The following is a 14,317-nucleotide window of genomic DNA, read 5'->3' as shown; positions in this document are numbered from 1 at the left end:
CTAATATCTATCGGTTCGGTGTTATCTGGCAGTTTGGTTAATGAGTTCGATCCTGCATGAAGTCAGCATATGGTTAGGTTTTTGCCTTGGCTGGGGCAGGTAGTCATCGTAATCGGATTGCCAGCAAAACTTAGTGAGTGATTACAATTCGTGCCGGAAACAATCCTTGGGATCCTTCGCTACCGATATGGAAGTGTGTCAGAGATGATGTTTTATCTAGATATGCTTGTTTATCGACGTGTACTGTGCAAAAAATTCCGCTTAAATTTGTCTTTTGTTAAATCATGCAACCTTTATTTATTGATTGTCGTTCTGGGTCTTTGTTTGCGGTTTATTGGCCTCCGGGCGACTTAACTATTAATCGGACTGTGTTACATATACCGGCATTTGCCGAGGAAATGAACAAATCCCGCCGAATGGTGGCCTTGCAGGCAAAAGCCTTGGCGGAACAAGGCATTGCGGTGCTGGTTTTGGATTTGTTCGGTACCGGCGAAAGTAACGGCGATTTCGGTGAGTCAACTTGGTCTATTTGGTTGCAAGATATTGAAGATGCAATCGGCTGGTTAAAGATGCAAGGTGCCCAAAGTGTGTCGCTGTGGGGTGCGCGCCTGGGGGCATTATTGGCAATGGATTTCGTTAATCAGCATGCCGGGTTGATAGATCGTCTGTTACTGTGGCAGCCAATTTTGAATGGTGATGTGTTCGTCACTCAATTTCTACGGATACGGGTGGCTGCCGCCATGATGAACAACGCAGGCCCGCAAGAAAAGACCAGCGATTTAAAAAATCAACTGCAGAATGGTAAGACTTTGGAAGTGGCGGGTTATATGTTGCATCCGGATTTGATCCGGCCGTTAATGACACTGAAAGCCGAGCGATTGGTTCTGCAGGCGATAAGTTCGGTAGATATTTTTGAATTGGTTGCCGGGGCTGAAAATGTGCCTGGTTTGGCTAATCGGCAATTACTGGATAAGTTAAAGATTGATGGGTTAGAGGCTACATTACAGGCCGTAACCGGTGATAACTTCTGGGCGAGCCAGGAAATTGCAACTGCACCCAATTTGATCAGGTTAACCAGTGAAAGGGTAAGTCTATGGCAATAAGTGTTGCAATCAGGTCGCGTGTGACTGCGGATGACTATCTTGGCGGTGAATTATCGCCGGAAATTAAACGTGAATTGATTCAGAGTGAAATATTTGCAAAGTGGGGTGTCGGTATAAATCGTGATCGACTCGTTGGCTTGCAACAACAGGTGGTTGCGGATGCAGGTTAAGGAAATTCCAGTGGTTTTTGAATGCCAGGGCGAGCAGTTGATTGGGATGCTGCATCAACCCGATCAGAGCGCCGGTTTAGGGGTGTTGATTGTCGTAGGCGGGCCACAATATCGGGTTGGCAGTCATCGGCAGTTTTTGCTGTTGGCTAGACAATTGGCTGCGGAAGGCGTGCCGGTCATGCGATTCGACGTGCGTGGCATGGGAGATTCGAAAGGAGATTCGCGGCGCTTCGATCAACTGGATGCCGATATTGAAGCGGCAATCGATTGTTTTTTAATTTCTTCCTCTGGGGTGCGAGGGGTCGTGCTTTGGGGGTTGTGCGACGCGGCGGCGGCGGCTACTTTTTATAGCTACCAAGATACCCGCGTAATAGGTATGGTGCTGTTGAATCCTTGGGTGTTTACCGAACAAGGCGCGGCTAAAACCTACTTAAAACATTACTATTGGCAACGCTTTTCCAGTCCGGATTTTTGGCGGAAAATTTTCTTTTTTCAGTTTGATTATGCGGGTTCCCTGATGTCATTCCTGGAGTTGATCAAACAGGCTATCGGTCGGCAATATCATGATTCCCGGTCGTCAGGGGTGGATTCAGTGGATCAGAACTTGCCGTTGCCGGCCAGAGTGCGGGAATGTTTAAAGCGCTCTGTATGTCCGGTTTTGCTTATCCTGAGCGGACGCGATTTAACCGCGGATGAATTTAAGGATGCCGTCTATAACGATGATGAGTGGCAGCGATTACTTGATGATGTCCGTATCACTCGGCTCGATTTTGCCGAGGCCGATCATACTTTTTCATCTGTGGTCTGGCGCGATCAGGTGGCTCAATCGACTTTAAACTGGATAAAGCAATTATGAAAAACATTTTAATGATTGCGTACCACTTCCCGCCTGTTCGGGTTAGTAGTGGTATTCAGCGAACGCTCAAATTTGCTAATTATCTGCTTGATCACGATTGGAAAGCACTGGTTTTAACAGTCGATCCAAGAGCCTACGATAATATCAGCAGCGATCAAGTGCATGAAATTCCAAGCGAAGTGGTCGTCAAACGAGCGTTTGCACTGGATACTGCCAGACATTTATCGTTAAAAGGTCGCTATTTGGGGTGGATGGCTTTGCCGGACAGGTGGGTTAGTTGGTGCTTCGGGGGTGTTTACTCAGGCTTGGCTTTGATTAAGCGATATCGTCCTAAAGTACTTTGGTCGACTTATCCGATCGCTACGGCCCATGTGTTGGGGTTGATTTTACATCGTATTAGCGGCATTCCATGGATTGCTGATTTTCGCGACTCGATGACCGAGGATGGTTACCCGACCAATCCTTTGCAACGTAAGTTTTATCTGTGGATAGAGCGGCAGACGGTTAAGCATTGCAGTCGGGCGGTATTTACCACGCCAGGTGCAATTCGTATGTATGCCGAACGGTACCCTGAAATTCCACTATCGCGTTGGGCATTGATTCCTAATGGTTACGATGAGGAAAATTTTGCAAGAGCCGAGCGCTCCGAGGCTTATCTAAACGCTTTAGACCATAAAACCGGGCAAAAAATTCTACTACATAGCGGTATCTTGTATCCATCGGAACGCGATCCGACCCAGTTTTTCATGGCGCTAGCGGAACTCCAGCAGGCAGGAATTTTGGAGCCAAGTGGCTTTAAAGTGATTTTGCGCGCTACCGGTCATGATGATTTATATCGACAATTTATTCGGAAGTTCGGGTTGGAGAACCTGGTATTCCTTGAACCGAATGTGGGGTATGAGACGGCTTTGGCAGAGATGTTGAGTGTAGATGGTTTGCTGGTTTTTCAGGCATCAAATTGTAATCACCAAATTCCGGCCAAGATTTACGAATATTTACGCGCGAAGAGGCCAATACTCGCTTTGACTGATCCACAGGGCGATACTGCTAGCGTTTTGAGGGCGGCAGGTATCACAACTATTGTGCCTTTGGATGATCAAGTCGCAATCGCCGGTTTGCTTAGGGATTTCGTGACCGATACTCAAGGGCTTAAGGATGTCATTGCCTCTGAAGCGACCATAGCCGAACATTCCAGACAGTCGCGTACTCGCTTATTGGTTAAACTTTTAGATGACGTGGCCTAAACCAGCACTTCAAGCGCGTCGGGTTGGCTCAGGAATTTGCTCGGACTGGCGGTGTAACCGTAGGCGCCGGACTGGTATATCACCACAAAATCGCCGACTTCCGCCTTGGGTAGCGTCATTTTGTCGGCCAAAATATCCAGTGGAGTGCAAAGCGGGCCGACAATGTTGACAATTTCTAAATCTTCGCAGCCCATTTTGTTGCCGATTGCGATTGGATAGTTTTTGCGGATCACTTGGCCAAAGTTGCCGGAGGCTGCAAGATGATGGTGTAAGCCGCCGTCTGAAATTAAAAAAGTCTGCCCTCTGGATACTTTTTTATCAATTACGCGGGTGACATAAATGCCGGCCTCGCCGACTAGATATCGGCCTAACTCTATGATGATTTCCGCTTCCGGTAATGATTGGCGAGTCAAGGCCATTGCCGATGCTAATGCCTCGCCCACTTGGTCTATTGCTAAAGGTAGGTCGCCAGGGAAATAGGGGATGCCAAAGCCGCCGCCAATATTAAGTTTGCGAATGGGAGAAGGACTGTGTTCGGATAAGCATGCCGCCAATTGCAGGCTTTTTTGCTGGGCTTCGATGATGGATTCGGCTTTCAGGTTTTGCGAGCCGCTGTAGATATGAAATCCTTGAAACAGCAAGCCTAGAGCTTTGATTCGTTGTAAAACGGCGGGAACTTGTTCTTCGTCTATACCGAATTGCTTGGCGCCGCCCCCCATTTTCATGCCGGAGGCTTTTAATTCAAAGGCAGGGTTGATTCTAACCGCCACCTTGGCGTTTAAACCGATGTATTCGCACTGCTTTGCTATGCTTTCCAGTTCATGAGCCGACTCAATATTCAGTGTTACACCCGCGGCAATGGCTTGGGATAACTCTTGCGGGCGTTTGCCGGGGCCCGCGAAACTGATGTTTTCTACCGGCATGGGTGTATCGAGGGCGACTTTCATTTCGCCTGCCGAAGCTAAGTCAAAACCATCCACCAGTGTTGCCATGTGTTGCACTACTGCCGGCATAGGGTTAGCCTTCATGGCGTAATGAATTTTCAAGTCGGCTGGCATGGCTTGTCTAAGTCTGTGCACTCTTTGGGTGAGTGCTTGTCTGTCATAAGCATAAAACGGCGTCTGCCCAACCCTTAGGGCTAATTGCGTCAAAGGGGTGTCGCCGATCAGAAGTTGGTTGTTAACTGCGTTAAATGTGGTGGGATTAGCGTGTTTGGGCGCGGTTGAATTCATGATGACTGTCAAGACTGAAACAAGTTGGCGAATTGTTGGCTAAGCATTTTACGATCTATTTTGCCGTTGGGGTTGCGTGGCAAATTAGTGAGAACTTCAATTTTTGCCGGCACCATGAAATTGGGTAGCTGGGCCTTGCAGCAATCGATCAATTGTTGCGAATCGAACTGAACATCGGGTTGCGGGCTGACGACGACAACGACTGCTTGTCCTAGGTTTGCGTGTTCTATGCCAATCGCGGCGGCTTCTTTGGCCAGCCCGGATGCGTAGATAACTTCTTCGATCTCGCTGGGGCTAACCCTATAACCTGAAGTTTTGATCATATCGTCTTTGCGGCCGACAAAATATAAAAAACCCTCATCATCCATCGTGACCGTATCGCCGGACCAGACCGCTATCTCGGTTAAGGGTAAGCCCGATAATTGGCCAGGAGCGGGTTTAAACCGTTCCGCGGTTTTGGCCGGGTCATTCCAGTAACCAAGACTGACCAAGCTGCCGCGGTGGACCAATTCGCCGGGTTCGTGCGGTGCGCAAGGGCTGCCGTCTTCGCGGACGACCATGATTTCCGCATTTGGGATGGCTTTACCCATGGAGTCCGGGCGAAGGTCGATTTGTTCCGGCGGCAAATAAGTCGAGCGGAAGGCTTCCGTCAGGCCATACATGAGGAAGAATTTTGAATTAGGTACTTTGGCGCGCAGTTTTTGTAGTATGGCTTTGGGCATCTTGCCGCCCGAGTTGGTCATATAGCGCAAGTGTCGGTCGACGGATTCGGGCCAGTTCAAATCCGCCAACTGAGCCCATAATGGCGGGACCGCGGCTAGTCCGGTGATTTGGTATTTGCCCAAGGCGTTAATCACATCCTTGGGTAGCAGATAGTCCAGTAACACGCAGCTTGCGCCAGTCAGCAGGCTGGTTGTAAGCTGATTCAGTCCGTAGTCGAAACTAAAAGGCAGTACGGCGAGCAAGCGATCGCTGGCGTGAATTTGCAGATATTCGGCTACACTTTGGGCACCGGCTATGATATTACGATGAGATAACACCACGCCTTTCGGTTTGCCTGTGCTGCCGGAAGTGTACAAGATAGCCGCCATGTCCGTATCAATCATCGTAACAGGACGGTGCGGATAGGCATCGGCTAACTGGCTATATGTTTGCCAGTCAATGATTTGCCGTGACGGGACATTAAAGTCGCTGATGTCATGGTCAACCAAGACAATAGTGTGTAGATCCGTGCATTCATGCAGCTCTGTCTGTAGACTTTGCAGGCGGCTTTTTGAGGTAACCAGTATTTTGACGTTGCAGTCGTTGAGAATATGGGAAACCTGCGGCGCCTTCAGTACGGGGTTGATCGGCACGAATACGCCGCCCGCCAAAGAAACCGCCAGGAAGCTGCTGACGGTTTCAATTTGTTTGGGAAGGTAAATCGCCACACGCTGCTGGCGTTTTAAATCCAGGCTTTGCAGCGCTATGGCTTGCTGTTCGACCAGTTTGGCCAGTTGATAAAAACTAATTCGGCTATCCTTATGCGCAATTGCATCGGAATCCGCCGCCGTATCCAGGTTATCGAATAATAATTGATGTAAACAGGTTGCCATGTCGAAAATAAAACCATATTTTAGGGACGCTATATGCCAGCCATCGTAGCAGAATATGCCGATATCGCCCAATTTCGCCACAACTTCTTCAACTGTTTTTTAGCGGGGTACCTGATATGTTGAAAATCGGTAATTTGCCTATGTATTGGCAAAGGCCGTTACTGGTTTTATCTGCTTTTGCTTTAGTCTTTGCATTGGCGTTTTGGCAGAGTTGGCAAGCCATGGTGAGTATTTGGTCTCGTTCAGATACCTTCGCCCATGGTTATTTGGTGCTGCCAGCCAGTTTATGGCTGATTTTTACCAGGAGAGATCTGTACGCAAAACTTCAGCCGAAGCCGAGCTATTTCGGAATACTAATGTTACTGATCTGTGGATTTGGCTGGTTGGTGGCGGACATTACGCAGGTGTTAGTGGTTGAACAGTTTGCTCTGGTCGGCATGCTGGTGTGTTTGATCTGGAGCGTACTCGGTAATCAAGTTACCGCCAGTATGCTGTTTCCGTTATTTTTCTTATTCTTGATGGTGCCGTTTGGCGAAGATTTCGTACCATTCTTGATGGAATACACCGCCACCTTTGTTGTATTCATGCTGCGGTTGACGGGTATCAGCGTTTACCGAGAGGGGCTGCATTTCACGCTGACGTCAGGTAACTGGTCGGTAATTGAAGCCTGTAGCGGTATTCGCTACTTAATTGCTTCGATTACCTTGGGGTTGCTTTATGCGTATTTGAATTACAGCCGTTATGTTAAGCGTTTGGTTTTTATCTTGGCATCCATTCTGGTGCCGATCTTGGCCAACGGCCTGCGCGCTTACATGATAGTGATGATTGGGCATTTAAGTGATATGAAATTGGCGACCGGTGTCGATCACATCATATACGGCTGGGTTTTTTTTGGTTTGGTCATGTTGTTGCTTTTTTATATTGGATCGTTTTGGCAGGATCAAGCGGTCGGCGATACCAAGCAATTAAATGGCGGAGAAATTATCCCGGTAAGCCCAAAAAAACATTTTATGTTTATTAACGCGGTGACATTTTTAGGTATTGTGATGTGGCCGCTAGCGGCAACGGAATTACATGCCCGGCAGTCAATTAAGGCTAGTATTCCGAGCGCGTTGTTGCAAAATTTACCTGCTGAAGCGAGCTTAGCACCTGCTTGGCAATGGGAGCCGCTCTTCAATGGTGTAATGGCGGATGAAAAACGTTTTGTCGTTGAGGGCGAACGGCCAGTCGGAATCTATTTCGCTAATTTTGGCGATGAGTCTCAGGGAGCGGAATTGATTAACTCGCAAAACACTTTAGTCTCAAACAAGCAACTTGGTTGGCGAGTCATTAGCGATTCTATAACCAGCATTGGATTTTCGGCAAAGCCTTGGAATGTCGAACAACAAGTTATCACCAACAACCAGTTTCATTTGCTGGTCATGCGTTGGTATCGGATAGGGCAAACTAATACCGCTAATGCGTATTATGCTAAGTGGCTGCAATTGCTCAAGCGGTTAAGCGGGGATGCTTCTCCGGAAATAATGGTGGTTGTCTATACCCAAACACCGCATGGGGAATACCAACAGGCAGGGGAGAGGTTGCAAAAAATTGCCTTGGCCTGTTGTAATTGATTTTAGATTTAAGCCAGAATCGGATACTCCAAGTATTTACTTTTAATGCGTTAGAAAAGGAAAATTTATATGATACCCGTCGTACTTTCCGGAGGTTCCGGAACACGGTTGTGGCCTTTGTCGCGCGGCCAATATCCCAAGCAGTTTTTGCCGTTGGTTTCCGGAAAAACCATGATTCAGGAAACCTTGTTAAGGTTGGGGGGGGTTTTCGGTCTGCAGCCGCCAATAGCCGTATGCAACGAAGATCACCGCTTTATGATGGCGGAGCAGTTGTGGGAAATAGGTTGTAAGCCGGCGGCAATTATTTTAGAACCGGTCGGTAAAAATACGGCGCCTGCCGTGGCCATGGCGGCCTTAAGTGCATCCTCGCCGGATGATGTGTTATTGATACTGCCGGCCGATCATGTGATTGCCGATATCGCTACCTTTCATCAGGCTATTGCAAAAGCCGAGAAATTGGCTAAGCAGGATTTGCTGGTTACATTCGGTATCGTCGCCAGTGCGCCCGAAACCGGTTACGGCTATATCAAAGCCGGCGCGGAGGCAGTAGCTGATGGATTTAAGGTGGCGGCTTTTGTGGAAAAACCGGATGAGGCAACCGCGCAAACTTATCTGGATAGCGGCGACTATTTTTGGAATAGCGGCATGTTTGCCTTTAAAGCCGGTGTTTTTTTGCATGAACTGGAAAAATTCAATCCGCAGATGCTTAGCGTGTGTCGGGAAGCATTGGCGGCGGCCAAAACCGACCTGGACTTTACTCGATTGGATAAGGATATTTTTTCCACCTGTCCGGCCGATTCCATCGATTATGCCGTGATGGAAAAAACCGATAAAGCCGCAGTTATCCCGATGGATGCCGGTTGGAACGATGTTGGTTCCTGGTCGGCCTTATGGGACGTCACCGGTAAAGACCCATCCGGCAATGCGATTAAAGGCGACGTGTTGAGCATCGATACCACTAATTCCTATATTCACTCCAGTAATAAACTGGTGGCGGTGATTGGTGTGCAGGATCTGGTGGTAGTGGAGACGGATGATGCGGTCATGGTGGCCTCCAAGGATCGTGTGCAGGATGTGAAGGCTATCGTTGATCAATTAAAAGCCTTAAAACGAGACGAGGCGCAAGTGCATCGTAAGGTCTATCGGCCCTGGGGGCATTATGACTTAGTGGATGCCGGCGATCGCCACCATACCAAGCGTATCGTGGTAAAGCCGGGCGCCAAGCTGTCGGTGCAGAAGCATCATCATCGTGCCGAGCATTGGGTGGTGGTCAAGGGCACGGCATGGGTCACTAAAGACGGCCAAGAGGTTCTGGTGACGGAGAATGAATCGATCTATATCCCGGTCGGTGTGGTGCACAGCCTGGAAAACCCCGGCGTGATTCCGCTGGAGATGGTCGAAATTCAGTCCGGTAGCTATCTGGGCGAAGACGATATTGTGCGATTCCAGGATAATTATGGCCGAATTTAATCGAACCGGCTGAACCCGGCTATTGAACTGAGAATTCCGGGTAAGGTCGAGTATTATAATATTTGCTGATTTGTCCTTACCCAGGAGTTTCTATTGCCTCTACAAACCGTCCAGGATTTATTGAAAAAGCATCGGCTGGTTGAAAGCATGGTGCAAAATCAGCCGTTGCCGCGTCGTAAACTGGTTATCTCGCTAGTGCAAAAACAGCATATGGCCGAGTTAAATGCGCTGTTGGAGAAGTTGTCACCCATAGAAATCGGGCAAATCTTATCGGCTCAAAGCTTGGACGACGCCCGTCTGGTTTGGGAGCAAATTGACGAAGCACGTGAGGATGACGTGTTATGGGAAATTTCCGATACCCTGCGCGAGCAGTTGGTTGGTGACAGGGAGCCGCATTGCGGCGAAGGTCAGATGAGCGCCTTTGAGCTGGTGGAAGGTCGCTTATCTAAAGTTTCCATCACCTGCCGCCACGATTTGCTGGCGGTTAATCCCATCTGGATCGATTTATTGGCGCCTACCAAGGCTCAGCGAACCCTGATCGGTCAGCATTACAATCTGGAGTTACCGCCCCCCGACGACTTGACCGATCTGGAGGCCAGCGCTCGGTTTTATGTCGAGCAAAATGAAATCCATATTCACTCCGATTTTTTGCTGGATAGGGAAGGGGCATCCCGTAGTGTGCCGGTAGCATTTGTGCTGCGCGGTAATATGTTGTTTTCGGTCAGAAGCGAAGAGTTGCCGGTCTTTCGTTTGCAGCGCCTGCGTGCCAGAACCCAGCCGGGGTTTGTCACGGACAGCAAGGATATGCTGTTGGATTTATACGGTGCGGAGGCCGAATATTCGGCCGATTCGCTGGAAGACATTTACACAGAGCTGGAAGCAGTCAGTAAAAAGGTCTTGAGTCAGAATGTCAGCGATGAGGACGCCGAGCAAATTCTGGCGGCTATTGCCGAGGAGGAGGATCTGAACGGCCGCATTCGCCGCAATATGCTGGACACGCAGCGGGCGGTATCGTTTTTGGTGCGGCGTAAATTGCTTTCTCCGGCGCAACTGGAAGATGCTCAGCAGATTCTGCGCGACATCGAATCATTAAACAGCCACACGGCGTTTTTATTCGACAAGATCAACTTTTTAATGGATGCCACGGTCGGTTTCATCAATATTAATCAAAACAAAGTCATCAAGATTTTCTCGGTAGCTTCGGTTGCCATGTTGCCGCCCACCTTGATTGCCAGCATATATGGCATGAACTTCGAGCATATGCCGGAACTAGACTGGATGCTGGGCTATCCGTTTGCACTGTCGATGATGGCGTTTTCAATCTTGTTGCCCTATTTGTTTTTCCGGCGCAAAGGTTGGCTGAGGTGAATAGGGTCGAAAATAATAACCAACTACTTTACTCGGTAATTAAATAAGACTAAAATGGTCCCAATTCTGAGAGGGCCATGTTAAAGCTAAGTAAGTTAACCGATTACGCAACGGTGGTATTGAGTGTGATAGCCAAAGACCAGCATCGTTTACATGATGCGCTGGAGTTGGCCGAAGTCACCGGCATCGCCTTGCCAACCGTCAGCAAGATTTTGAAAATCTTGGCAAAGGCGGGGCTATTGTCATCCATGCGCGGCGCCAAAGGCGGTTATGCCTTGGCCCGCGAGCCGGAAAAAATCACGGTAGCCATGGTGATCGGTGCTTTGGAGGGGCCGATTGCCTTGACTGAATGTTCGGTGTCGCATAAGGGCTGCGATCAAGCCAGCGGCTGCCGGATACAAGGTAACTGGCATCTGATCAATCAAAAGATTGCCCACGCTTTGGAATCCGTGACTTTGGCTGACATGATCCTGCCTTTCAAGCAGCCGGCGGAAGTCAGCATCCCACTCAGCCGTTTATTCCGTTAATTTATCGAGAGCGCCTATGTCCGCGACCGCACAAGAAATCGAACATTTGATCAGTCAGGAATACAAACAAGGTTTTGTGACCGATTTGGAAGTGGATACCTTTCCGCCGGGTTTGGACGAGGATGTGATCCGCAAACTGTCGTTGGTGAAAAACGAACCGCAGTTCATGCTGGAATATCGCCTGAAAGCCTTTCGGCACTGGCAAACCATGACGCCGCCCAACTGGGCACAATTGCATATCGAACCTATCGACTATCAGGCTATCAGCTATTACTCGGCACCCAAGTCGAAAAAAGACGGCCCGAAAAACCTGGACGAGGTCGATCCGCAGTTGTTGGATACCTACAAAAAACTCGGTATTCCATTGGATGAGCAAGAGCGCTTGGCAGGCATCGCCGTGGATGCGGTGTTTGATAGCGTGTCGGTGGCCACCACATTCAAAGGCAAGTTAAAAGAAGCCGGGGTGATTTTTTGCCCGATTTCCGAAGCCTTGCAAGAGCATCCCGAGTTGGTGCAACAGTATTTAGGTACTGTGGTGCCTTCAGGTGACAATTTCTTTGCCGCTCTGAACGCGGCAGTGTTTACCGATGGTTCGTTTGTCTACATTCCCAAAGGTGTGCGCTGCCCGATGGAGTTGTCGACTTATTTTAGAATTAATGCCGCCAATACCGGCCAGTTCGAGCGTACCTTGATCATTGCCGACGAAGGCTCGCATGTGTCGTATCTGGAAGGCTGCACCGCACCGATGCGCGACGAAAACCAGTTGCATGCTGCGGTAGTGGAATTGGTGGCGCTGGACAATGCGCAGATCAAATACTCCACGGTGCAAAACTGGTATCCGGGCGACAAGGACGGCAAGGGCGGCATCTACAATTTCGTCACCAAGCGTGCCGAATGCCGCGGCCATAATTCCAAAGTGTCGTGGACTCAAGTCGAGACTGGTTCGGCCATCACCTGGAAATATCCCAGCTGCGTGTTGCTTGGCGACGACTCGGTCGGCGAATTTTATTCGGTGGCGCTAACCAATAATCTGCAGCAGGCCGATACCGGCACCAAGATGATCCACATCGGCAAAAACACCCGCAGCACTATTGTCTCCAAAGGTATTTCCGCCGGTCGGGCGCAGAACACCTATCGCGGTTTGGTGAAAGTGGCCAAATCCGCCAGCAACGCCCGCAACCATACCCAATGCGATTCGTTGCTGGTCGGTGATAAATGTGGTGCGCATACATTTCCGTATGTGGAAGTCAAACAACCCACAGCCCAAGTCGAGCACGAAGCTACCACATCTAAAATCAGCGAAGATCAGTTGTTCTTTTGTCAGCAGCGAGGATTATCTGCCGAAGACGCGGTGTCGATGATTGTGAACGGGTTTTGTAAGGAAGTGTTTAAGGAATTGCCGATGGAGTTTGCGGTGGAGGCGCAGGCGTTGTTGGGGATTAGTTTGGAAGGGGCGGTTGGTTAGTTTTGTTCCCTCTCCCTCGGGGAGAGGGCTAGGGTGAGGGGGATTTTTTTATCATTCCCATGCTTCGGCGTGGCAATGCGGTGACGGACGCTCCAGCGTCTGAGGGTATTGTGTCGCTATCGCGACGGGCTGTTTTAAAGTCGGGTCTCGGCCCGACAGCCGAGGTACTTTTCTTTGCTTGTCCAAAGAAAAGTACCCAAAAGAAACGACACCCCATGCCGCGTGAATCCTGCGCGCCGGAGGCTTTGAACGGGGTTTTTCGAAGGGGCTTCCCAGCCCCCGCGAAAAACGCGATGCATCCCTGCATCGCCCCTAGCGGGCAGATCCGTTCAAACCCTCCGGTGCTCGGCGCGGCATCAGGGGGAATAAAAACCGTCGCGGGATTGAAAGTAATTGGACATTTTGGCTATCACAAACCACCTGAAGGCACTAAATGTATGAATTATTTGGTTTTGAAAAAAGTAACTCTGGCAGGATTAGGGCTGATAGTCAGTTTGTTTAATTCAATATGCTTGGCGGAGTTAGAGAGCGGTGAGTGTTTAGTTTATGGAAATGTAGGCACTAGCAAAAAACCTCAAATTGAAAAACTAGGATATGGTTTTGTTAGTGCAAAATTTTCTGCAAAAGAACAGGACGAAAGTTATTATTCTAAAGGTCCATTATCAGAAGTAATGTTTATGACTACTAGTCATATAATGTATAAGCCTGCATTTGATAGAAAAGGAAATACAATTAGATTTGAAGCTATAGGGGATCTTGAAGTCAGATGCGGGAAGAAAATTAGTTTTAAAATTAGTCGTAACGAGTTGCTTTCAAAGCCAATTAGAATGTCAATTCGAAATTACTCAGATGATCAAAATAATAAATTTGAATGTTATATGGATCAAAAATCATATAATGTTGCTATTTCAAATGGTGGTTTTATAACTGATGGTTGTGACTTCACAGTATTTAATATTGAAACTGTTAAGGGTGGAAAACTAAGTGATTTGGTTCAATCTGATCCAACAAATATATTTGAAGATACAGATCAAGAAATATCGGAAGAAATCTATTTGGGATCAGATGAAAAGAATCCTTTGAAGCCAAATTTAAAAAATAAGTGTGGTTTTAGAAAAAAGAATGGGATTGAAAATGGTTTCATAATTGTTGAGTGTGATAATCTAGAGTTAGATGAAAATAATGAAGTTAAAATTGCATCTGGGACAATAAGTTCGTTCATTGATCAAAAAGGTCATAAAAGATTAGGTAAAACAGGAAAGCCAATAGTTGCTGGAGTAGTAACTAAGTATTACAAGCCTGATGAAACTTTAAATGGCAAATGGAAAGTAGTAATAGAAACAACTCAAGCAAGGTTTGATGTGGTCAAAAAAATGTTAAATCGAGAGTTCGACTCTCCGCAGTAACGTAGGTTGGACAAAATTAGGTGGCTTAGTAGGTCCGATTAGCGAAGCGTAATCGGACCTACATTTTTTAGAATATTTTTGAAGTTGCGGCGGTTTTCTTCCCGTTATGCCGCGCCGAGCACCGGAGGGTTTGGACGGATTTGCCCGATAGGGGCGATGCAGGGATGCATCGCGTTTTACGTAGGGGCTGGGAAGCCCCTTCGGAAAACCCCGTTCAAACCCGAGGAGCGCAGGATCAAAGCGGCATCCGGGTGTCGTTTCTTTTGGT

The 14,317-nt window shown here is 48.3% G+C and carries 12 protein-coding genes; 10 read left to right on the top strand and 2 right to left on the bottom strand.

Annotated features, from left to right (window positions below):
• The first annotated feature begins 284 nt into the window (after positions 1 to 284).
• Genes M0R33_RS06400 through M0R33_RS06385 form a run of 4 tightly spaced genes read left to right on the top strand, consistent with a single transcriptional unit; the run spans position 285 to position 3,373 of the window.
• Positions 285 to 1,103: a hydrolase 2, exosortase A system-associated gene (locus tag M0R33_RS06400; RefSeq protein ID WP_292566702.1), complete on the top strand. Its 819-nt coding sequence runs from the start codon at positions 285 to 287 to the stop codon at positions 1,101 to 1,103.
• The gene (locus M0R33_RS06395) at positions 1,094 to 1,273 is read left to right on the top strand and encodes a hypothetical protein (protein WP_292566700.1); all 180 of its coding nucleotides are present in this window, start codon (positions 1,094 to 1,096) and stop codon (positions 1,271 to 1,273) included. Before M0R33_RS06400 ends, M0R33_RS06395 begins: the two co-directional genes overlap by 10 nt.
• Positions 1,263 to 2,129 (top strand): hydrolase 1, exosortase A system-associated, encoded by an 867-nt coding sequence (locus M0R33_RS06390; protein ID WP_292566697.1) that lies wholly within the window; start codon positions 1,263 to 1,265, stop codon positions 2,127 to 2,129. Before M0R33_RS06395 ends, M0R33_RS06390 begins: the two co-directional genes overlap by 11 nt.
• A complete protein-coding gene (locus M0R33_RS06385) occupies positions 2,126 to 3,373 on the top strand; it encodes a glycosyltransferase (RefSeq protein WP_292566695.1) in 1,248 nt (415 codons plus the stop codon). Before M0R33_RS06390 ends, M0R33_RS06385 begins: the two co-directional genes overlap by 4 nt.
• Here the strand turns inward: M0R33_RS06385 and M0R33_RS06380 are convergent.
• The gene (locus tag M0R33_RS06380) at positions 3,370 to 4,605 is read right to left on the bottom strand and encodes a pyridoxal-dependent decarboxylase, exosortase A system-associated (RefSeq protein WP_292566692.1); all 1,236 of its coding nucleotides are present in this window, start codon (positions 4,603 to 4,605) and stop codon (positions 3,370 to 3,372) included. The genes M0R33_RS06385 and M0R33_RS06380 overlap by 4 nt on opposite strands.
• Positions 4,606 to 4,613: 8 nt before the next feature.
• On the bottom strand, positions 4,614 to 6,200 hold the full coding sequence (locus M0R33_RS06375; protein WP_292566689.1) for an acyl-CoA ligase (AMP-forming), exosortase A system-associated: 1,587 nt from the start codon (positions 6,198 to 6,200) through the stop codon (positions 4,614 to 4,616).
• Between the two features lie 116 nt (positions 6,201 to 6,316).
• Between M0R33_RS06375 and xrtA the strand changes: the two genes are divergently transcribed.
• From xrtA to M0R33_RS06345, 6 genes are all read left to right on the top strand, one after another.
• On the top strand, positions 6,317 to 7,813 hold the full coding sequence (gene xrtA, locus M0R33_RS06370) for an exosortase A (RefSeq protein WP_292566686.1): 1,497 nt from the start codon (positions 6,317 to 6,319) through the stop codon (positions 7,811 to 7,813).
• A 69-nt stretch (positions 7,814 to 7,882) separates the two neighbouring features.
• Positions 7,883 to 9,283, top strand: a complete 1,401-nt coding sequence (locus M0R33_RS06365) for a mannose-1-phosphate guanylyltransferase/mannose-6-phosphate isomerase (protein ID WP_292566684.1) — start codon at positions 7,883 to 7,885, stop codon at positions 9,281 to 9,283.
• Between the two features lie 93 nt (positions 9,284 to 9,376).
• A complete protein-coding gene (corA, locus tag M0R33_RS06360; RefSeq protein WP_292566681.1) occupies positions 9,377 to 10,651 on the top strand; it encodes a magnesium/cobalt transporter CorA in 1,275 nt (424 codons plus the stop codon).
• A 77-nt stretch (positions 10,652 to 10,728) separates the two neighbouring features.
• On the top strand, positions 10,729 to 11,178 hold the full coding sequence (locus M0R33_RS06355) for an SUF system Fe-S cluster assembly regulator (protein WP_292566678.1): 450 nt from the start codon (positions 10,729 to 10,731) through the stop codon (positions 11,176 to 11,178).
• A 16-nt stretch (positions 11,179 to 11,194) separates the two neighbouring features.
• On the top strand, positions 11,195 to 12,643 hold the full coding sequence (sufB, locus tag M0R33_RS06350; protein ID WP_292566675.1) for a Fe-S cluster assembly protein SufB: 1,449 nt from the start codon (positions 11,195 to 11,197) through the stop codon (positions 12,641 to 12,643).
• A gap of 215 nt (positions 12,644 to 12,858) precedes the next feature.
• A complete protein-coding gene (locus M0R33_RS06345; protein WP_292566672.1) occupies positions 12,859 to 14,049 on the top strand; it encodes a hypothetical protein in 1,191 nt (396 codons plus the stop codon).
• Positions 14,050 to 14,317 lie beyond the last annotated feature (268 nt).

Origin of the sequence: Methylomonas sp. (assembly GCF_023228165.1) — a bacterium.
In the GTDB taxonomy this organism is placed as follows: domain Bacteria; phylum Pseudomonadota; class Gammaproteobacteria; order Methylococcales; family Methylomonadaceae; genus Methylomonas.
Note: the sequence above shows the minus strand (reverse complement) of the source record. Positions and strands in the feature narration are given on the sequence as shown.